This window comes from Bifidobacterium choladohabitans, from assembly GCF_016102005.1.
GTDB classification, from domain to species: domain Bacteria; phylum Actinomycetota; class Actinomycetes; order Actinomycetales; family Bifidobacteriaceae; genus Bombiscardovia; species Bombiscardovia choladohabitans.
The window spans coordinates 27733-47947 of the sequence record NZ_JACFPL010000003.1 but is presented as its reverse complement, the minus strand read 5'-3'; the positions used below and the strand labels follow the sequence as shown (position 1 = coordinate 47947).

The 20215-nt window shown below is 61.5% G+C and carries 14 protein-coding genes and 1 tRNA gene; 5 read left to right on the top strand and 10 right to left on the bottom strand.

The features are described from left to right. Positions 1–31: 31 nt before the first annotated feature. Positions 32–1054 carry an ABC transporter permease gene (locus H3S97_RS06325; RefSeq protein WP_198220032.1) on the bottom strand — a complete coding sequence of 341 codons (1023 nt, stop codon included), beginning with the start codon at positions 1052–1054 and terminating at the stop codon, positions 32–34. A 359-nt stretch (positions 1055–1413) separates the two neighbouring features. Here H3S97_RS06325 and H3S97_RS06320 point away from each other — a divergent pair, with 359 nt between their 5' ends. From H3S97_RS06320 to H3S97_RS06310, 3 genes are all read left to right on the top strand, one after another. Further along, positions 1414–2064: a YesL family protein gene (locus H3S97_RS06320; protein ID WP_198178574.1), complete on the top strand. Its 651-nt coding sequence runs from the start codon at positions 1414–1416 to the stop codon at positions 2062–2064. Between the two features lie 261 nt (positions 2065–2325). Then, complete coding sequence (locus tag H3S97_RS06315; protein WP_198220031.1) at positions 2326–3051, top strand: DedA family protein; 726 nt, start codon at positions 2326–2328, stop codon at positions 3049–3051. Positions 3052–3191: 140 nt separating this feature from the next. After that, positions 3192–3264 (top strand) — tRNA-Ala (locus H3S97_RS06310). A gap of 161 nt (positions 3265–3425) precedes the next feature. On the opposite strand, the gene H3S97_RS06305 is transcribed toward H3S97_RS06310, so the two are convergent. Further along, entirely contained in the window at positions 3426–3608 is a 183-nt protein-coding gene (locus tag H3S97_RS06305; RefSeq protein WP_198220030.1) for a hypothetical protein, read from the bottom strand. On the opposite strand from H3S97_RS06305, the gene H3S97_RS06300 reads away from it, so the two are divergent. Further along, positions 3607–5400 carry a cellulase family glycosylhydrolase gene (locus H3S97_RS06300; protein ID WP_198220029.1) on the top strand — a complete coding sequence of 598 codons (1794 nt, stop codon included), beginning with the start codon at positions 3607–3609 and terminating at the stop codon, positions 5398–5400. The two genes, H3S97_RS06305 and H3S97_RS06300, sit on opposite strands and share 2 nt — an antisense overlap. Positions 5401–5483: 83 nt before the next feature. Here the strand turns inward: H3S97_RS06300 and H3S97_RS06295 are convergent, their stop codons facing one another. From H3S97_RS06295 to H3S97_RS06265, 7 genes are all read right to left on the bottom strand, one after another. After that, the gene (locus H3S97_RS06295; protein WP_198220028.1) at positions 5484–6671 is read right to left on the bottom strand and encodes a glycoside hydrolase family 1 protein; all 1188 of its coding nucleotides are present in this window, start codon (positions 6669–6671) and stop codon (positions 5484–5486) included. A gap of 257 nt (positions 6672–6928) precedes the next feature. After that, the gene (locus H3S97_RS06290; protein WP_198220027.1) at positions 6929–10645 is read right to left on the bottom strand and encodes a hypothetical protein; all 3717 of its coding nucleotides are present in this window, start codon (positions 10643–10645) and stop codon (positions 6929–6931) included. Between the two features lie 42 nt (positions 10646–10687). After that, positions 10688–11581 (bottom strand): alpha/beta fold hydrolase, encoded by an 894-nt coding sequence (locus tag H3S97_RS06285; RefSeq protein ID WP_198220026.1) that lies wholly within the window; start codon positions 11579–11581, stop codon positions 10688–10690. Between the two features lie 24 nt (positions 11582–11605). Continuing rightward, positions 11606–13273 (bottom strand): ABC transporter ATP-binding protein, encoded by a 1668-nt coding sequence (locus tag H3S97_RS06280; RefSeq protein ID WP_198220025.1) that lies wholly within the window; start codon positions 13271–13273, stop codon positions 11606–11608. Then, on the bottom strand, positions 13273–14241 hold the full coding sequence (locus H3S97_RS06275; RefSeq protein ID WP_198220024.1) for an ABC transporter permease: 969 nt from the start codon (positions 14239–14241) through the stop codon (positions 13273–13275). The genes H3S97_RS06280 and H3S97_RS06275 overlap by 1 nt, the downstream gene beginning before the upstream one ends. Positions 14242–14246: 5 nt before the next feature. Continuing rightward, positions 14247–15143, bottom strand: coding sequence for an ABC transporter permease (locus tag H3S97_RS06270; protein WP_232356344.1), 897 nt, complete (start codon positions 15141–15143; stop codon positions 14247–14249). Between the two features lie 217 nt (positions 15144–15360). Continuing rightward, positions 15361–17007, bottom strand: coding sequence for an ABC transporter substrate-binding protein (locus H3S97_RS06265; protein ID WP_198176974.1), 1647 nt, complete (start codon positions 17005–17007; stop codon positions 15361–15363). A gap of 334 nt (positions 17008–17341) precedes the next feature. On the opposite strand from H3S97_RS06265, the gene H3S97_RS06260 reads away from it, so the two are divergent. Beyond that, positions 17342–18454 (top strand): LacI family DNA-binding transcriptional regulator, encoded by a 1113-nt coding sequence (locus H3S97_RS06260; protein ID WP_198220022.1) that lies wholly within the window; start codon positions 17342–17344, stop codon positions 18452–18454. Between the two features lie 18 nt (positions 18455–18472). Here H3S97_RS06260 and H3S97_RS06255 read toward each other — a convergent pair whose 3' ends face one another. Then, on the bottom strand, positions 18473–20167 hold the full coding sequence (locus H3S97_RS06255; protein WP_232345719.1) for a DEAD/DEAH box helicase: 1695 nt from the start codon (positions 20165–20167) through the stop codon (positions 18473–18475). Positions 20168–20215 lie beyond the last annotated feature (48 nt).

The window sequence follows — 20215 nt, the reverse complement described above, 5'->3', positions numbered from 1 at the left end:
GCTGTCACTCATGATTGTTTTCCCCTCACGCTCAGATAATTGACTCGCCACGGGTCCGCTTCGAGGCCCAATTGACCAGGAACAGGAGGACCACACTGACCAGGGATTTCAGCATCGATATGGCCGTAGCCAGAGAGAGGCTGTTCTGGCCCATGCCCACGTTGTAGACATACAGGTCAAGCACCTGGATGTGCTTGAGATTGAAGGCGTTCTGGAAGACGAAGTACTGATCCATCCCGTTGTTCAGGAAGTTGGAGACGCTCAGCATCAGCATGACCAGGTAGGTGGGCATGAGCTGTGGGACCGTGACATGGATGATCTGCTGGAAGCGGTTTGCCCCATCCACCTGAGCGGCCTCATAGAGTTCGGGGTCGATGCCGGATATGCCGGCCAGATAGAGGATGGACCCCCAGCCCAGCCCCTTCCACAGGCTCCACAGGAGCATCTTGAAATAGGTCCCGCTGTCGGAATCCAGGAAGTGGATGGGCTGTGAGATCAGGTGGATGTTCTGCAGGAGCTCATTGACCATGCCGGTGGAGGAGAACATGGCGAATGCCACGGCGTAGACCAGGACCCAGCTGATGAAGTTGGGCAGGGTGGTCAGGGTCTGAATGACGTTCTTGAAGTGCTTGTTGCGAATCTCATTGAGGCCGATGGCGAAGAACAGCGGGAAGAACGAGGTAAGAATGCCCAAGCCACTCATAACGAAGGTGTTGATCAGGACCTGGCCGACCGTGTGCAGCTGGGCCGGGTTCTGGACAATCATCTTGAACCACTGGAAGCCGACGAACTCGCTCTCCGACAGGGGTATGGGGGGCTGGTAGTCATAGAAGGCATATACCCAGCCGAGCAGGGGATAGTAACTGAAGAGGATGACCAGTATCAGAAAGGGGACGGTCAAAAGGAAGAGGTTGATACTGTGCTTCTTCTTGCCGCTTATGCCCCCTTGGCGTTTAGGCTTACCCCGCCGGGTGGCCTTTAAAGGAATGTCGCCAGTTGACATCCTGCCCTCCTGTCTTTCCCTATAAGCCCGCTCCCTTGCGTTGCCAGCCATGCGCCGTATGCTTCCACTACTTTTCGGCGCCGTGTAGACCGTAGTAGGCTTATTTATATGTTTGTAAATAGATTAGTACACCGATTTAACTTAGCTGTCAAGCCACGGTATGCTGCAAGGCATGTCACCACGTAAGACAGGACCGAACCGTCACCCGTCAATCCAACAGATTGTCCAGGTTGGGCAGGTCCGGGCACCCTCCTGACAGGCCGGTCCGGCAAATCCGGCAAATGGCCCAGCAACCGCGGTGCAGCAGACAGACACAACGTCACGGAATGCCGGCCCCACTCTCCTGCCTGCGTGCCACCGCCCCTGCCGGGAGGATCGGCGGGTAGAGTCGAAGAGAGGAAAGGCGGATCATGCACTTCAACCTCGAAAGCCCCTTCTGGCAGTTCGTGAACACCCTGCTCAGATTCACAGCCCTGAACCTGCTCTTCGTCGTCACCTGCATACCCCTGGTCACGATAGGACCCGCCCGCAGCGCCCTGTATGGAACGGTCTTCGCCTATGACGACCACGAGGACATACCCCTCTGCCGACAGTACCTGCAACGCTTCATCCGGGAGTTCAAGCAGTCCATCATCGCCTTCATCATCCACCTGGCGCTGGGTGCCATCGTCATTTACTCACTGGCCTTCTGGCTGAACATGAAAGGGGCGATGACCTATCTCGCCCTCATTATCCTTATCATCGGAACCGTCCTGCTGGTCCTCTCATACGAGTTCTTCTACCCCCTGCAATCCCGCTACACCAATACAGTCTGGGGTTTCTTCAAACTCTCCGTCGGTGTTCCCATGGGGATCCCCCTCTACGCCGTCTGCCTCCTGGCCATCGACGTGGCCTTCGCCTTCCTCATCTACTCTGTGCCCTTCCTGCGGGTCCTGGTCATCATCTTCGGTTTCTCCTGGCTGGCATACGCCAAGTCACTGATCTATCTGCGGGCCTTCGACCGTTTCGAACGCGGAACCAAGGGCGACACCAAGACTACCTACAAGAACGGTTCACTGTGAGGCCGTGAAGAAGTAGGCTTCTGGCTGACACCCCTTCGAGACGGAATACGCACAGGGCACGGTCGGGACGGTGCCATCACACCGCCACCCGACCCTCCAAACGGCAGGGCACACTTCATATGGATTGTCCGCGCATAAGCCGAGATGCGCAACGGTTGTGTCTTCCTCGCAAGGGTCTGGCGAAGACCAACCTGCTGTGGTCCAGGCTTGCTACAGTTTGGAACGGTTCGTGCTCCAACATAACAGGACGGTCTTTGGCAAATGGGATTCATACACTGGCTCATCAACCTACTCAAGGATCCACGCAGCGCCATCGCAGGGTGGATTGCCATGGGACTGGTGCCCACATATGCATTCATCTTCCTGATCATCTTCATCGAGACGGGCGTGGTCTTCATGCCCTTTCTGCCCGGCGACTCCCTCCTGTTCGCAGCCGGCGTCTTCGCACACGACCCCACCAGCGGGATGGCATTGGACATCCTCCTGCCGGTCGTCTGCCTGGCTCCGATCCTTGGTGACCAGAGCAACTACTTCATAGGACACTTTTTCGGACGGGCCATCATCAGGTCAGGCAGGGTGAAGGCCTTGACCCCGGAGCGGCTGGCCAAAACCGAGGGAATGATAGACAAGTGGGGGCCCTTGGCCGTATTCCTGGGCCGCTTCTTCCCCTTCATCAGGACCTTCATGCCCTTCATCTCGGGAATCTCGGGGATGAAGTGGAGCCGGTTCACCCCCTTCAGCGTTCTGGGGGGCCTGGTCTGGTCCACCCTCTTCACCCTCCTGGGTTACTTCTTCGGCGGCATTCCGGCCGTCCAGGAGCATTTCGAGCTGGTCATCATCCTTATTCTGCTCATATCCGTCATGCCGACCGTCATCGGACTGATCAAGGCCAGGGCAGGCAAGGGCAAAAGGGCCGAATCCGCGCAGACTGCCGCTGACCGGGACGATCTCGGGGAAAGCAAGCAGGACGGGAACCTCAGCGACTGAATACGACAACCCATCCGGCAGCCGCGGAAACCGAGCCATGGGTTTGTAACACGGGGTCTGGCACAGACCGTCCAAATTGCGTTTGTGCCCACCCTGCGATATGGTACAGTCTGTTGTTCGGCTACGGTCGGGCAACGAATGGGGCTGTAGCTCAGTTGGTAGAGCGCTTCGTTCGCATCGAAGAGGTCGGGGTTTCGACTACCCTCAGCTCCACTTTTCAACGGTGATTCCGGGCATGCATGCCTGGTCCGTCAGTTGGTTCAGCCTCCGCTATTTATTCTAATGATTGAACTATAATATTCATAAGAGATTCCGCCGCAGCTGGCGGGCTCACAGAGGCGGCATGATACGGATTATGCCGTGCAACTGCATGCTCAGAGCAGCACGCAAGAGACACCCGGCAGGTCCTGCCCTGCAGGCAGAGCCTGCCCAGTCAGGGAACGGGGGATTGAATTGACGATGAAGCGGTTCAGATCATTTATCACGAAGACATGCAAGACGGGAACGACAGGGTGGGGTCCGGCCCTGACCGCGGTCACGACGGCTCTGACCGCCATGGGGCTGGTCCTGGCACCTGCGGCCAGTGCGGACACCCAACCCCGCTCTGGAATTGCCCCAAAGAACGTCGCGGCCTCGACTACCATCCTGCCGAAGACCGGGCAGACGCCCTCTCTCCAGTTCGCCAGGGAGATGGGCAGGGGATGGAACCTGGGCAATTCCTTCGATGCAGTGGACACCAACTGGTCCTCCCCCGATCAGGGCGAACAGGCCTGGGGGAACCCCAAGGTGACCCCCGACCTGCTCAAGGCCGTCAAGGACAAGGGCTACACCAGCATCCGGATTCCCATGACCGTCTACCGGCGATACCAGGACCTGGGCTCGGCCAACAAGGACGGCTACCGTTACCTGATCAATAAGGATTGGCTCAATCGGTATCGCCAGGTGGTCGACCAGGCGACCGGACTGGGGATGCACGTCCTGGTCAACATCCACCATGACTCCTGGATCTGGCTGAAGCAGTGGAATGGTCAGGTCGGGGCCAAGGAGGAGGTCATGTTCTCGGATTTCTGGAAACAGCTGGCCAGAACCTTCGCCGACGAGTCGGACAAGGTGGCCTTCGAGACCATCAACGAACCCCAGTTCAACACCTGGGACTACCCGTCCGCCCAGGAAAAGTTGGACAGATTGAACACGGAGGCACGCTCCATCATCCGCTCCGTGCCCGGCAACGAGCACCGCATGATCGTCATGCCCACCCCTTCCACCACCCCTTCCGACGAGTACACCAGGCATCTGGCCTCCCTGATCAAGGGCTTCAACGACCCATACCTCGCTGCCACGGTCCACTACTACAGTGAGTGGCTCTACAGCGCCAACCTGGGGATCACCGGCTTCGACGAGAGGATCGGCACCGACAACCAGGGCCGCCCGACCACGGCCAGAACCTCGGCCGCCGCCACCTTCAAGACCATCCAGGACAACCTGACCAGTCAGGGCATCGGCACGGTCATTGGCGAGTACGGCCTCCTGGGTTATGACACGGGCAGCGACGTGCTCCAGGAAGGGGAGGAACTCAAGTACTACGACTACATGAACCAGATGGCCCGCCAAGACGGAATTGGGCTCATGCTCTGGGACAACGGCTCCATGATTTCACGTCAGGCCCCATATGGGTGGAAGAGCGCTCGGATCGGCTCCGAACTCCAGGCAGCCATGAGTGCCACCTCCTCCTATGCCACAGGCTCCGACACTGTTTATCTTGCCTCCAAGGCTCAATCGGGACTGACCATTCCCCTGACCCTGAACGGGAACTCCTTCAACTCGATCAAGGGCCTGAAGGCCGGTTCCGACTACACCTACGACGCTTCCTCCCAGACGGTGACCCTGACCGCCTCCTACCTGAACCGGATCCTGTCTGCCCCTAAGGCACCGGCCTACGGTCAGCTGGCCGATCTGACCCTCACGTTCACCGCCGGCGCCGACTGGCATGAGTATCTGGTTCGAGCAGGGCAGGCCACCTCCTCGCCCGCCGTGGGCCAGCGCAGCGGAATCACACTCCCCATGGACTATGAAGGGAACGCCGTCCGCAGGGTCTCCGCCAAGGAATACGGGCGGGCCGTCGGCCCCAACTCCTCCTGGTGGTCCTATCTCCAAGCCGGTTCAGCCTTCTCCAGTGACAGGAGGGCCGGCACCTTCACCCTGAATGGGAACTTCTTCGCCGACCCCAGCGTGACTGATGGAACCGTAGAAGTGACCATCGAGTTCTTCAACGGCTCCTCGATCATCATCCCGATGACCATTTCATCTGGCTCCGTACAGGCAGGGGCATCGCGCCCGGCAGACCAGTAGGCACAAGAGCGGTATGTGGTAGCGTCCGGCCCCGGACCGATACGAAGTCGGTTCGGGGCCGAACGTTGGTGCTCATGCCTGTATTAGCCTCGGGGATGGGCGAGGATGCCGGAACGGGCCACCTGACCCAGCCAGGCCAGGGAGGGCTTGGGATGACGCTCGAAGGTCTCGTGGTCCACGGATACCAGGCCGAAGGTGGGTTTGTAGGACCCCCACTCGTAGTTGTCCAGGAGTGACCAGTGTAGGTAACCCTCCACGCGCACACCCTCATCCATGACCTGATGAAGGCCGGCCAAGGCGTCAAAGGTATAGTCGATCCTCCGACTGTCATCGGCTGTGGCGATCCCATTCTCGGTGACCACGATGGGGATGTGCCCGGCGGTCCGCCAAGTATGGCGCACGGCCTCCCCCAGGGCGGCAGGATAATACTCCCAGCCGGTCAGGGTCTTCTCCGCATCCTCCGGGACCGGCCGGGGGCCGTCGTGGCCGATGAAGGTGCGCAGGTAGGCCTGCACCCCTATGAAGTCGTCGCCTCGTGCGGCCTGGGTGAAAAAGTCCTCACGAGGGTAGCGATACTCCTCCATGTCCTGATCACAGCCCGGCAGGGCCTGGAAATCCTGACAGGCAATGGTCCAACCGGACTTGATTCCCGGTCGGCGGGAAAGGACTGCCCGAGCCTTCCTGTGGGCCTTGACCAGGGATTCGGAGATGACCGGGTCGGGGGTGGGCAGGGAGGCGGCAGCCATGTCGCTGCCCTCCTGCCCCCCTTGGGTCAGAGCCACCATATTGGGCTCGTTGATCGTGCAGATCCAGGTGACACCTTCCAGAATGGGGATGAGGTGCTCCACGTACCGGCCGAAGAGGTCTGCGGAGGCAGGATCGCGCCAGCCCCCCCGCCTGGCCAGCCAGCGGGGCAGGGTCATGTGGTTCAGGGTGACCATGGGGGTCACCCCGGCCTGGAGGCAGGCTTTGATCATGGCCCGGTAGTGTAGGAGCTGGGCCTGGGAGAAGAACCCCTCCTCAGGCTCCACCCTGGCCCACTCCACTGAGAAGCGGTAGGTGTTCAATCCGCTGTCGGCCAGGAGGGATATGTCTTCCGCGTAACGGTTGTAGCTGTCGTCAGCATCCCCCGAAGGCTCGCTGAGGTCGCTGTCCGGCCGGTGCTCACGCTCCCACCAGTCGGCATTGATATTGTTGCCCTCTATCTGGTGGGCAGCCGTGGCCGCCCCCCAGAGGAAGTCCTGTGGAAACGTGTATGTAGGCCTTGGCATGTTATGTACCTTCCTTGTTGGATTTGGCGGGCTGACCCTGCCGGCACCTTCCAGACAGCTGGATTCCCTTACGCGATTCGATTGCCGGTAGGTGCACGACGCCGCGAAGATAGCGACACCGACTTCCCCGCAAATCGCAGACTGTCGCTCTGCGTGTACAGACACCCTGCCCACTTGGCCGAGAAAGGCAGGCGGACGACCTGCTGCCGAACAGCTGACCGCCCAGCCACCTCCCTTGTAGAGATGGGTGTCGGCACTTACTTTACGGTCTGTCCGTCGACTGTGAGGAAGATGTCGATATGGTCAGCTCCGGCCAACTGGCCCTGCGTCACAACCAATCCGCCCTTGCGGTAAGGCAGATCCAGGATCCGGCCCTCAAGCCTGTGTCCATCGGCCTCAACCCTCAAGCGGTCCGAACCTGTACCCTCTGAGCCGGTGTCCCCTGGTCCAGCGATCGGCCCACCAGCCACATGGTAGCGGATGGTACGCGGCTGGCCGAATAGGGTCATGGTCACCTCCAGTCCGTCATCTTCCTGGGACAGGACCGGGTCGAAGACAACCAGCCCATCGTGCAGCTGGAGGCCGAAGAGGTGCTGGACCACTTGTCGGCAGTAGATGCCGGGGCCGGAGGAATAAATCCTCCATCCTCCCCTCACACCTACGGGGTCCTTGGCCCCCTCCTTGAGTCTCGACCATTGGGAGGCGGCCGTGTATCGGTCGGGGAAGTCGGCATCCGACGAAGCGAAATAGCAGTTGCGTTGCCTGGGCTCGCTTGTAGGCAGGCGGCGGAATTGGCCCACCGGGCTGATTCTTAGGAGTTCCCTACCCAGGCGGGTCCTGCCCAGTAGGCCCAGGGCCTCCGTGTAACGCACATGGGCGTGCGTATACATCAGGCCGATCTCCCGGCCCACGTTGGCGGCCTGTTCGGCCCTCTTGAAAACCCTGGTCACTCCGTCATGGAAGGAGGCCGGGCAATCCATGAGCCTGACTCCGTCCGGATAATGAAGATTGCCTTCGATGATTCTCTCATGGTCCGCCTCCTGGTCAGGTGTGAGCAGGCCAGCGATGATGGAGCGAGTCATAGGAATCAACCTGTACCGTATCTTGGTCCTGGTATCTGAGGGGTGTATGACCGGGCGGGGTTGCCCATCGACGAAATTGACGTATCCAGCCAGGACCCCTTGGAATATAAAGTTATCGGCGAAGTCGTCCTTGATTCTGCCGGCCTCCCCGGCAAAGCGGGAGGCCAGGTCGGTCCGGCCGGCGGCCTCAAGGAGCGGTTGCAGTCCGCAGCAGGCCTGGTAGAGGAGGGCGATGGTCCATGTGGAGGCCATCTGTCTTTTCATGGACTCCTGGGCCGGTTGCAGGGTATCGTCCCAATCCCCCTCGCCATAACAGAAGAGGTCGGTGTCCGGGACCCTATGCGACTGGATATAGTCCAGCGTCCGGGCAAGATGGTCGGCCACCGTGGGCAGGCCGGAAGAGGGGCTACCTTGACTGACCGGGCTTGCATCTCCAACTGGTCCCACTGATGCGCAGGGGTGGGTGGCATCATCCCGCCAGAAAGCCACGGGCTCATCCAGGATGTCCAACCTACCGCCTGCTTCGACGTACTCAGCCAGCGCCAGCAGGGGCCAGACGGGGATGTCCCCGTGGGAATCGTGCTGGTAGAAGTCCGCATACTGGTCGAACATGAACCACTGCGGCAGGGAGCCGTCGGGGTTCTGGTGGGCGAAGACCTTGAGGAGGATGGTCCGGGCCAGATCGGTATGACCGAAGGTCAGGGCCAGTTCAAGAGGCCCCTGGCAGACATCCCGTGTACCCCAGGCGGCGCCCCCATACTGTTCCAGCCCGTGGGGTGACAGAAAATGAACCAGGGCGTTCTGCACCAGCCAGGGCAGGAGGTCGTTGAATTCGGCGAATCTTCCCTCCCCTGCCACATGCAGTCCCTGCATGAAAGAGGTCATGGCCAGGTAATGGGCATGGAGGAGCTCCCGTTCGGAGGGGGCGGGGGCCGTATCGGGTGTGCTCTCCTCGCTTGCGCCACCATTCATGGATCCGGCGATGGTGACGGACAGGGCCCGGCCCCCGTCCGACAGGAAGGTGACCATGGCCGGATCGGTGGTGTGGACCCCTGCGCCCGGCTCGAAGAGGGGACCGTCATCCCCGGCCCTTGCATCGGGCGATGAGATGACATAGCTCAGTCCCGGACAACGTTCAGCCGTCAGGCTGCCCGGTGCAGGGGTAAGGGAAATGGCCCCCACCATCCCCCGGGCGACATCGGCAGGAGCGAACCTCCGGATCCAGGTGGATGGATCGTCCAGGCTGACGGTCAACAGAGCCCGGATCGGACCGTCGGCCTCCAAATGGATGTCGATGGCGGCCCTGTCCAGGTGGGCGATGGTGGACACCGTCAGGGTCCTGCCTTCCAGACGGTAGACCCAGCGGGATCCGCCCAAATCCATGATGTAGGCCGAAGGAACACCCAGAAGGCGCCAGGTCCCATCCACCTGGACCAGGATGCGGACCCCCCGGGAGCGCAGGAGGCCCAGACCGGTCTTCTGGACGGAAACCAGCAGGTTCATGTTGGTGTTGCCCAGGACCACCTGGGAAGCGAAGACACCCCCGGCGTAGGTGGTGGCGGCCATGGTGGGCCGTGACGGGTCGGTATCCGGGTTGCCGGACAGGAGAATCTGCCCGTGGGAGCGGTCCACCTCCAGTTCCTTGCGTGCGCTTACCACATGGCAGGCATCATCTCCGAAGTAAGAGAGCAGATGACCTGTCTGGTCCGCCTCCGGCTGGCGGACGGGCCCTCCGCCCAGTTGACTGAACTCATCCTCAGGCAGAGAGTCGCCATTCAGCAGTGCGGAAGAGACCAGGAATGAGGTTGCCGGCTCAGCCTGCGGGGCAACGGGAGAGGCAGGTAAGGTGTCGTGGGAGCCGGTGGACGGACCGTCATCGGCCTCGGTCTTGTCTGCACGACTCCGACTTTGCTCAAAGGCCTCTGCACAGGCGGCGCAGGCCTTGCCCAGGTCACCCCTGTAATCGGACAGTGCCGTGTTCCACACCTGCCAGGTGAGGCCTCCCCGGGTCAACGGCGCCCTGGGAGAGAGGAGGCAGGCCATGGCGAACTCATACTGGTCTACGCCCCCCCGGTCCCAGTCGGCATCGCCGAGGGCCGCGGGCTGACCGTCCAGACGCGCACCAAGCCCGTAGAAGTCGTAACCGTCAGTCATGAATGCCCTGCACCCCTGTGAGATTCCCGTGACGTACAGGGGGAGCCGAGGGGCGCAACCCATCGTCTGCCGGGCTGACAGGACGTTGCCAGAATCGGGGACGTCCTGCACATGGTAGGCGATGTACTGGGAGATGTAGGACTCGGCGCCGGCAGCCATGGACGGCTCCACCAAGGCCAGGTCCTGGGCGGAAACCAGGTCCCACAAATCGTCAGACAAGACGGCGTCATCACATTCCTGCCTCTCAATACCAGAAGTCGAGCCACCCTGGTCGATCGTGACCGACACCTCCCAGGTCCAGGACGCCCCCCTGCCAGTCCCGCCACCTTCGCCACCTGATGGAAGAGCCAGGGAAAGCGCAGGAGATATGGCACTTGGAACAAGTCGAACCCGCCAACGGACGCCCATGTCCCTCCCCTCCCAGACTGGGCTGCCGGCTGCTGGATCGAAGGAGGCCCGGGAACTTGATCCGGTCAGTTGGATGGAATCGATCCGCCCCTCCCGATGGCGGCGGAGCCAGAGACCGGCAAGGGGACGGTCATGGATACCTGGCCTGAACTGGGTGACCTGGATGCCCCCCGCATTGATCAGTGTCAGGTCCCCGTTGAAGTTGAACGAAGCCGAGAAGTCCCCTCTCTCGACGGTCATGCCTTGGGGCCGCCGCATCCGGTCCCCGTCTCCCTCGCCGTCACCTGCGCCCCGATCGGGAGACTTGCCGCGTGGAGTCTCTGTGTTCATCTTCCCCGCTTTCATTGCTGATGGGCTTGTTCCTGCTGAAATTCACCGTTCGTTCTGTGCAGAAGTCCAGAAGTCGTCCAGGAGGGCCGCCGTCTCCTCAGGCCTGTCGATGTTGGGACAGTGGCCGGCACCCGCAATCACCTCGTAGCGCGCGCCCAGCAGGCGGGCCATCCTGGCCTGCCAGTCCTGGGGCCAGGAGAAGTCGTCGTGCTCGCCATGGAAAACCATCATGGGCAGGCCGGTGGCAGCCAGCTGTTCGGTTCTGTCATGCAGGTCGGCCAGCTGGTCTATGGTCCCGATGAGCTGGTCCCGGCTGGTCCGCTCTGCCCGAAGACGCTGGAATCTGTCTTGTGGATTCAGCTCCTCGTCCGGCAGGCTGGCCCTGTCCGGGTTATCCAGCCTCCACAGATCCCCACCAGGGTGGTCCAGGAGTCGCTGACGCAGGTCCGCCTTCCGGCCCGGCCAACCGTGGGGGCCGGACGACATGAGGGTAAGGCTGGCAAAGAGGTCAGGGTCGGCCAGGAGGGTCGCCTGGGCCACCACCCCGCCGAAGCTGTGTCCCAGGAGGTGGACCCGTTTGGCCCCGGTGTGCTCGATCAGGATACGGGCTACATCCAAGGCATCACCGGCCGTGGCCCCCCTGTCATAGGCCTTCCTCCCTTCAGGGGCCACCGAGTCTGCCTGCCCCCTCTGCGAGTAGGACCAGACATCCCAACCATCCTCTCCCAGGATGGAACTGATCTGGTAGAAGTCCTCCTTGGAACCTGTGAAGCCGGGAATCATCATGGCCACTCCCCGCGTCCCCCTTACCCCCTTGGGGGCATGGAGGGCGGTCAGGTCGCCCACGGGGGCATGTATGACCATGGGCTCGATGTTCTCCGGCAGGGGTAGGTCCCCAAAGGGCACACCCCTGTCCACGACATGGTGGGATATCATTGTTTCTCCTGTGGCTTTCTGCCCTCAGGCCTGCGTGCGCAGGCTGGGGATGGCGTCGAGCAGCTTGATCGTGTAGTCGTTTTCAGGGTGCTGAAGAACCTGGGCCGTCCGTCCCCGCTCCACCACGGTGCCCTTGTTGAGTACCATGATCGAATCGGTGATCAGTCGGGCCGACAGGAGGTCGTGGGTGATGTAGAGCATGCTCACGTTCAACCGGACCCTCAGGTCGTCAAGGAGGGCCAGGATTCCGGCCCTCAGGGTCATGTCCAGCATGGAGACCGGTTCATCGGCCACCAGGACGTGGGGGTTGCTGGCCAGCGCCCGGGCTATGACCACCCTTTGGCGTTGCCCTCCCGACAGCTGGTGGGGGAGTTTGGCGGCATACTGTTCCACAGGGGTCAAGCCCACCGTTTCCAGCAGTTCCAACATCCGTCTGCGCGCATCGTCCCCCCTCAGGTCCGTGTAATTGAGGATGGGCCTGGTCAGCGTGTACTCCACCGTGTGGAGGGGGTTGAGGGCCGAATAGGGATCCTGGAAGATCATCTGGATGTCGGAACGCAGGGACCTCAGCTCCTTGCGCCGCTTCATCTGATCAACCCGCCTGCCGCCCAGGGTGATGTTGCCTGAGGTCGGCCTTTCCACCCCGGTGAGCATTTTGGCTATGGTGGACTTGCCGGATCCGGATGCCCCGACCAGGGCCAAGGACTGACCCGGGGAGAGGGTGAAGGAGACATTGTCGACGGCGGTCACCGAATCCTCACCCCGCTTGCGGGCGGGGTAGATTTTGGAGACGCCGGTCACCGTGACCGTCATGTCTTCCTCATCGTCGGCCTGCGAAGTGGTTCCACCAACCGAGCCGGAGGCCTCGGCCTCATCGCGAGGCTTCAAGCCGGGCACTGAAACGTGTTCGGCTCTGGGATCACCATAATGGCTGAGGAGCATCTTGGTGTAGTCGTCCTGGGGATCGGTCAGGATCCGCTCGCTGGGGGCATCCTCCACGATCCGTCCGTTGTGCATGACCAGGACCCTTTGGGTGGACTCAAGGACCACACCGAGGTCGTGGCTGATCAGGATGGCGGTGAAGCCCTCCTGTTTCTGCAGCTCCCGGATGGTCCCCATCACCTCGTGCTGGACCAGGACGTCCAGTGCGGTGGTCGGCTCGTCGAAGACCATGAGCTTGGGCTCCAAGGCCAGGGCCAGGGATATGGAGACCCTCTGCCTCATGCCGCCCGACAGTTCGCCCGGGTAGGCGTCAAGCACGGAGTCCTGCAGACCTACCTTCTCTACGAGCTGCCTGGAATGCGCCTCGTAATCCTTCTTCTCCACGTTCCCGTGGGCCTTGTAGATGTCCACGAAGTGCTTGCGTACGGTCCGCACCGGGTTCAAGGCGTTCATGCCCGACTGGAGGACCATGGCGAATCCGCCGCACCGCTGTCTGCGGAGCTCCTCCTGGCTGAGGGTGGTGATGTCCTTGCCCCCGAAAAGCACACGCCCCTTGCTGATCCGGGCCGGCGGCTTTGAGAGTCGTGTGACGGCGAAGCCCAGGGTGGACTTGCCCGACCCCGACTCACCGACCAGGCCCACGAATTCACCCTGGTCCAGCGAAAAACTCACGTCCTCGACCGCCTTGACCGGTTCCTGGTCGGGGCTGTCATATTCGACGGACAGATTCTCGACACGTAGCAGTTCCATCATGCCTTCCCTTCACGCAGACGGGGGTTGCTCAGGCGGTCCACACCGAAGTTGATGAAGGTCATGGAGACCGCCAGGAGGGCGACCATGAGACCTGGCGCCAGCAGGAGTGCCCACTGGCCGGTCAGGATCACATTGTTGTTCTGGGCCCAGTAGAGCATGGTGCCCCAGCTGACCGTGGTCGAGTCACCCAGGCCCAGGAATTCCAGGCCTGCTTCCGACAGGGCGCCGGAGGTGGCCGCACCGAAGAAGTTGTTGATGATCAGGGAGAGCATGTTGGGGAAGATTTCATGGAAGATGATCCGCCAAGAGCTGTCCCCGCTGAAGGCCGCTGCAGTGACGAAGTCCCTGGAACGCAGGGACTGGGTCTGCGAGCGCAGGACCCGGGACCCCCAGGCCCATCCGGTCAGGACGATGACCAGTATGATTACGCCCATGCCTCCGTTCTGGAGGTAGGCTGCGATGATGATCATCAGGGGGAGGGAGGGGATGACCAGGAAGAGGTTGACGATGAAACCGACGAACTCCCCGGCGAATGAGCGGATGTAACCCCAGCTCAGGCCCACCAACACGGCTATGCAGGTGGATAGGAGGCCGGAGACCATGGCCACCATGACGGAGACCCTCCCGCCCCACAGGAGCTGGGAGAGGACGTCCTGCCCGTTGCTGGTGGTACCCAGCCAGTGCTGGGCGCTGGGTCCGATGCTGGCCTCGAAATCGCCGGCCTTTGGATCATAGGGGCTGAGCCAAGGGGCAAACAGGGCCGAAAGGACGATCAGAGCCAACAGGACCAGGCCGAACCTGGCCTTGGGCACCTCCCAGACCGTCTTGAACCCCTTGCCTATCACCTCCAGGGCCCGGAGGACAGGATTCTGGTCCCTGGCGGTAGGGGCCTGCGGCCCTTGAGGGTCATTCCCATTCCCGTGTGCGGAAGTCTGCATCCCTGTGCTGACGATGCTGTTCGTCATCGCCCTCACCTCCTCGTCCTCGGGTCAAGGACCCCGTAAAGAATGTCCACGATGAAGTTGGCCACAAGCACGCTGATGGTGATCATCAGGAAGATGGCCTGCATCAGGGGGTAGTCCTGGTTGGTCACGGCCTGATAGAGCAGGAGGCCGACCCCAGGATAGTTGAAGACCTGCTCGACCAGGAGGGAACCGCCGACCACGCCGCCCAGGACCAGACCAAAGGAGGTCAGGTTGGGAAGGAGGGCGTTCCTGGCCGCGTACTTGAGCATGACCGTCCGCTGGCGCAGGCCGTTGGCTTCGGCAAAGGTGACGTAATCGTCCCCCAATGTGTTGATCATGGTGTTGCGCATGCCCATCACATAGCTGCCCAGGGAGGTCAGCAGGATGGTCAGTGCCGGCAGTATGGAGTGCTCCACGGCGTCAGATATGAAGTCCATCGAGAAGTTGGGTATCGCGGTGGACGAGTAGGCGCCGGAGGTCGGGAAGATGCCGGCCCTGTAACCGAGGAAGAAAAGGAGCATGAGGGCCAGCCAGAAGGAGGGGAAGGCCGAGAGGAAGGAGCTGGAAATCGTACCGGTCACATCCACGGCGGTCCCCCGCTTCCAGGCCATGAGGGCCCCGAGTGCAGTCCCGATGATGAAGGAGATGATCGTGACCAGCCCCACCAGTGTCAGGGTCCAAGGAAGGGCAGCCCCCACCAGGTCCGATACATTCTGCGGGAAGTTGCTGTATGAGACGCCGAAGTTCAGGTGGACCACATCCCCTAGATACTGCCAGTACTGGCTGAGCAGGTTGCCCTTGGGCATGCCCAGCTGGGCTTCTATGGAAGCCCTGACCTCAGGGGTGACCGGCCCGTTCTGGGACAACTTGGCTATGGCCGCGTCGGCAGGTGATCCAGGCATCATCCTGGGCAGTAGGAAGTTGACGGTTATGGCCGCCCAGAGGGTAACGAAGAATAGACCAATTTTCCCGAAAAAATATCGCACGTGACGACCTTTCATCCGTCAGGGGCGGGGGGCGGCCCAGTAGGCAGACAAGGAGGGACCGGCCGTCCCGACGGCCCGGCAGGACCGCCACCGAACCAGCCCGCTCCTCTTCTGCCCTGATGGGCCCGGCCTCTCAGGCCTTCTTGATATGGGTTACCACCATGAGAACCGACTGGGTCCAGGTGCTGGGTGAGGTGTAGGGGTCGTCCTCACTGGGCCAACCCGTGTAGTTCCGTGTACTGAACAGGCCCCAGAGACCGCCGTAGAAGAGACCGATCACCGGCACATCGTCGTAGACGATCTGCTGGAGCTGGTCGACTATGGCCTTCTGGGACTTCTCATCGGCCGCCTGCTTGAGCTGGGCCAGGAGTTCATCGGCCTTGGGGTTCTTGTAACGCTCGAAGTTGGCGTTGGCTGACTGACCCACGGGAACCGCGAACTCACTGTTGAGCAGGCCGTTGTAGTCCTGGAAGACGCTGCCGGTGCCTCCGAAGGAGGAGATCAGGAGATCATAGTCGCCGTTGTTCTGCGCCTGCGTGTATGCGGCCGGCTGGGGCTGGGTGAGCTTGACGGCTATACCCAGCTTGGTCAACTGGCCCTGCATGGTCTGCACCCCGCGCAGCCAGTCGGTGTAGCCGCTGGGCACGGTGATGTTGACCTCGAGCTGCTTGCCGTTGGAGTCCACCAACTGGTCGCCCTGCTTCTTGTAGCCGGCCTTGGCGAAGTACTCCAGGGACTGGGCCTCGTCCTGGGAGACCTTTCCCTTGTTGGGAATGGAATCATTGACCCACTTGTCATGGTTGGGCAGGATGAGGCCGGTCTGGGTGGCACCATCCACATAGCCTTCCTCGGCGTCCTTGGCGATCTTGTCGCGATCAAGGGCATAGCTGAGGCCCTTGCGGAAGTTCACGTCGCTGAAGGGGGCTTTGGTCAGGTTCGGATAAAGGGAGACCGTGCCCCCCGGGGGGAACCAGTAGTGGTTGTGCTGCTTGTCGGCGCCCACCCATGTCTTGTCCACGTTGTTGATGAAGGAGTAGGCCCAGTCATACTTCTTATTGACCAGGTCCAGCTGCTTGTTGGAGGCGGGAAGGACGATGGTGTCGGCCGCAACCTTCCCGGCCTGCCAGTAGTCCTTGTTCTTCGCCAGGGTGTACTGATTGGGCTTGAAGGTGCCCAACTTGTAGGGGCCGGTCCCGACGGGGTTCTCATTGGTCCACTTGAGGGGATCCTTCACATCCTTCCAGATGTGCTCCGGGACGATGTTCTGCTGGCTGACAATCGACACCGCAGGCACATCGTTGTCCTTGAACTGGAAGGTCACTTTGGACCCTGAGGCCTCAAGGGAGGAGATATGCTGCCAGACCCCCAGGGAGTCCATGGCCGCATCCTTCTTGACCAGATTGAAGGTGAAGACCACGTCCTGCGCCGAGAAGGGCTTGCCGTCGCTCCACTTGACCCCGTCACGAATCTGGAACTCGACCGTCTTGGGGTCCACGATCTTGTGCCCGCTGGCCAGGAAGGGGGTTGAGGTCCCATCGAGGCTGTTGACTACTTCGAGGGGTTCGTAGATGAAGTTGATGCCTATCCTCTTGCTGGTCGAGAATGGGTTGAAATTACGGGTGAAAGTTGGACTGCCACTGTCACCGCCGAAGAGGATCTGATTGCCTGCGGCAGCCTCCTGCGTTGCTTCGGACTTACTTCCGCATGCCCCCAGTCCCAGGAGGGTGGCCCCTGCAACCAATGTTGCGAGGATCCTCACCGCCACTGTTTTCCGTCTCATATGTCTCCTTTGTCTGCATTGACATTCACGGGCCAAATCCGTCCTCTGCTATCGGGGTGTAGTCGGCACGCGCATGCACGGGTGGGTTCCCGGACCTGCACGGCATCCTCTGACCGGACCGGATCAACCATCGTGCTCTCTACTGTATGCGCTTACATTTAAATGTGCAAATCATTCCCATCAGGAGTTTTTAAGCGTGGAGATTCCTTTATTTACTTATATAGTTACCTACATTCCCAGATAAGGAGCATTGATGTTAGCGCTATCAAATCTTGCAATCAACTGCACGTTTCGATGGTATGCTGTATGGGATGTATGAAAGAAAGGAAAGCGGATGGCAAGGAAACCGACCGTATACGATGTCGCCCGCGAGGCCGGCGTATCCATAGCCACCGTCTCCAGGGTCCTGCGCACACCGGAGATGGTGAGGCCCGAGACCAGACAGACTGTGCTCAAAGCCATAAACCTCCTGGGCTACCTCCCCAGCGGCAGCGCACGGAGCCTGGCCGCCCGGCGGACCAACACCATAGGCCTTTTTCTGCCAAACATCGATCAATTGGACCAGATCAGCGACTTCGAACTGGTCAGCGAGGATGCCGCCGACATCGTCGTCGATCCACCCCACGATCAGAAAGACAATACGGATTCCCTCTACTTCGACGAGGTGTTAAGGGGGTGCGAACTGGAGTCCTGGCGGCAGGGCCTCAGCCTCATGGTCAGCATCGGCCTGAGGGGGAAGGGTGACGACATCCCCCAGCTGATCAGCACCATGTCGGAAAAGGTGGATGGTCTGATTGTCCTGGCAAGGTCCGTGCCTGACAGCGTCCTGGCCTTCCTGCGCAAACGCCTGCCCGTTGTCATGATCGCCAATGCTCCATTCAACCAGGAAAGCGAATTCGATCTGGTCCGCGTGAGCAACCGCAAGGGCATGTACACCCTGGTCAGGCACCTGTTCGAGAAACACCGGGTACAGCGGATGGCCTACATGGCGGGCATGGATGATTCCCCAGACAATGGCAAACGCTACGAAGGGTTCTGTGAGGGTCTGAGGTCAGAGGGGTTGGAACCCTCGGCCGCGCCGATCTACAGAGGGCAATTCTCGCAGTCCGTCGCCTATCAGATCGCTGCCAGCCTGGTCAGGCAGGGCACCCTCCCCCAGGCCCTGGTGTGCGCCAACGACCAGATGGGACTTGGGGTACTGAGGGCCCTGTCTGATGCGGGTGTAAGCGTTCCCGACCAGGTCATCGTCACCGGGTTCGACGGAATCAAGGAGGCCTCCGTCTCCCAGCCCCGCCTGACCACGGTCCGACAGCCCATGGTCGAACTGGGCCGGGCCGCCGTCTCCACCCTGGTCAGGCGCCTGAACTCACCGGAGGAACCGCCCATTTCCACCGAACTCCCCGTGAAGGTCCAACTCCGGGAGAGCTGCGAAGGGAACATGGCCTGACCCATGCGGTCTGACCGGTCAGCGGGACTTGACCTGACGGAAGGGATTATTGTCCCGTCTCCGTCTGCCTCCGCGGTGCCTGTGATCACCGTTGCGGTAGGTGCGACCGCCGTCGTCGAAACGACCGCCATCGTGGCGACCCCGCCCACGAGCTGTGCCCGCACGGCCACGATTGCCCCTGCCTCGATGGCCACCGGCTTGGACGGCTTGATCGGAGTCGGCATGCCCGTGCCGCCTACGCCCGTCGAAGGGGCGATCCTCGTCAAGCCCGTCAGCCCACTTGCGATGGGGATTCCTTCCATCACCGTCACGTCCCCGGCCAGAGCCCCTCGGCCGCCTGTCGAACCGATCGTACCCCCGTCTCCTACGGGCGGGCCCGCCGGATCGACGACCACGAGAACCGGCCTGCTTGCCGTCCTGTGATCCTCGGGTTTCCGCTATGGCGGCCTCCAAGGACCAGCCCTCAACCAGGGGGGCATGGGGTCCCACAAGATCGCCCACCTCCTGGGAGTTGGCCGTGACCCCGACCGGCTTGGCATCTATATGGGCCATACGCAGCATCCGCCGGGTATCTCGCCGCTGATCGGGCAGGACGACCGTCACCACGTCGCCGGAGTGGCCAGCCCTTGCCGTGCGCCCGGAACGGTGGAGGAAAGACTTGTAGTCGGCCGGAGGGTCCACCTGGACCACCAGATCCACCCCGCTGACATCCATGCCTCTGGCCGCCACATCGGTGGCCACCATGACCCGGACCAGGCCCTCCGAGAAAGCCTTGAGGTTCCGGTCCCTCTGCCCCTGGGAGAGGTTGCCATGCAACTGGACGGCAGGGATGCCATTGTCAATCAGATTCTTTGCCAGCTTCTTGGCTTGGAACTTGGTCCGGGTAAACAGGATCCTCTTGCCCTGCCCTGCGGCCAGCGTGCGGACCAGGTCGTGCTTAGCAGCCTGCGTCGTCTCGAAGATGTGGTGGGTCATCAGATCCACATGCTGGGTGGCGGAATCCACCTCGTGAATCTTGGGATCCTTGAGGAAACGCTTGACCACGGCATCCACTCCATGATCCAGAGTGGCCGAGAAGAGCATGCGTTGACCGCCCGGTCTGACCTGGGCCAGAATCCGCTCCACGGCAGGCAGGAAGCCCATGTCGGCCATCTCGTCGGCCTCGTCCAGCACGGCGATCTCCACGTCCTCCAGGCTGAGCTTGCGCTGGCGGAGCAAATCCTCCAGGCGACCGGGGCAAGCCACCACGATCTTGGCACCGCGCCGAAGCGCATCGACCTGACGGCCCTGGCCTACCCCGCCATAGACAGTGCAGGTCCGCATGCCGTAGGCCTGGGCCAGCGGATTGAGAACCTCATCAATCTGATTGGCCAGCTCGCGGGTGGGAGCCAGGACAAGACCGCGCGGGCGTGGCAGACTGCCTGATCCAGCGGCTCCACCGCGACCATGGGTGGCCCGTCCTCCCTCGTCGGCAGCCAGTCGAGCCACCAGAGGGATGCTGAAGGCCAGGGTCTTGCCGGAACCGGTCCGGCCCCGGCCCAGGATGTCACGGCCAGCCAGGGCATCGGGCAAGGTATCCCGCTGGATGGGGAAGGCGCTGGTCTTGCCGTCCTTGCGCAGGACGCGGACCAAGGGTTCAGGTACACCCAGCTGGTCGAAGGTCACGGGCTCCGCGGCGGGTTGTCCGGAATTGGATGAATTGGAATCGGGCATGGATGAAGCAGTCACAATGACCTTTCACAACAGGGAAGAAAACGGTAC

Bases quoted from the DNA above. Each gene is read 5' to 3' on its own strand.
- H3S97_RS06325 (WP_198220032.1), bottom strand. From the start codon at position 1,054: ATGGCTGGCAACGCAAGGGAGCGGGCTTATAGGGAAAGACAGGAGGGC.
- H3S97_RS06320 (WP_198178574.1), top strand. From the start codon at position 1,414: ATGCACTTCAACCTCGAAAGCCCCTTCTGGCAGTTCGTGAACACCCTG.
- H3S97_RS06315 (WP_198220031.1), top strand. From the start codon at position 2,326: ATGGGATTCATACACTGGCTCATCAACCTACTCAAGGATCCACGCAGC.
- H3S97_RS06300 (WP_198220029.1), top strand. From the start codon at position 3,607: ATGGGGCTGGTCCTGGCACCTGCGGCCAGTGCGGACACCCAACCCCGC.
- H3S97_RS06305 (WP_198220030.1), bottom strand. From the start codon at position 3,608: ATGGCGGTCAGAGCCGTCGTGACCGCGGTCAGGGCCGGACCCCACCCT.
- H3S97_RS06295 (WP_198220028.1), bottom strand. From the start codon at position 6,671: ATGCCAAGGCCTACATACACGTTTCCACAGGACTTCCTCTGGGGGGCG.
- H3S97_RS06290 (WP_198220027.1), bottom strand. From the start codon at position 10,645: ATGAACACAGAGACTCCACGCGGCAAGTCTCCCGATCGGGGCGCAGGT.
- H3S97_RS06285 (WP_198220026.1), bottom strand. From the start codon at position 11,581: ATGATATCCCACCATGTCGTGGACAGGGGTGTGCCCTTTGGGGACCTA.
- H3S97_RS06280 (WP_198220025.1), bottom strand. From the start codon at position 13,273: ATGGAACTGCTACGTGTCGAGAATCTGTCCGTCGAATATGACAGCCCC.
- H3S97_RS06275 (WP_198220024.1), bottom strand. From the start codon at position 14,241: ATGACGAACAGCATCGTCAGCACAGGGATGCAGACTTCCGCACACGGG.
- H3S97_RS06270 (WP_232356344.1), bottom strand. From the start codon at position 15,143: ATGCCTGGATCACCTGCCGACGCGGCCATAGCCAAGTTGTCCCAGAAC.
- H3S97_RS06265 (WP_198176974.1), bottom strand. From the start codon at position 17,007: ATGAGACGGAAAACAGTGGCGGTGAGGATCCTCGCAACATTGGTTGCA.
- H3S97_RS06260 (WP_198220022.1), top strand. From the start codon at position 17,342: ATGGCAAGGAAACCGACCGTATACGATGTCGCCCGCGAGGCCGGCGTA.
- H3S97_RS06255 (WP_232345719.1), bottom strand. From the start codon at position 20,167: ATGCCCGATTCCAATTCATCCAATTCCGGACAACCCGCCGCGGAGCCC.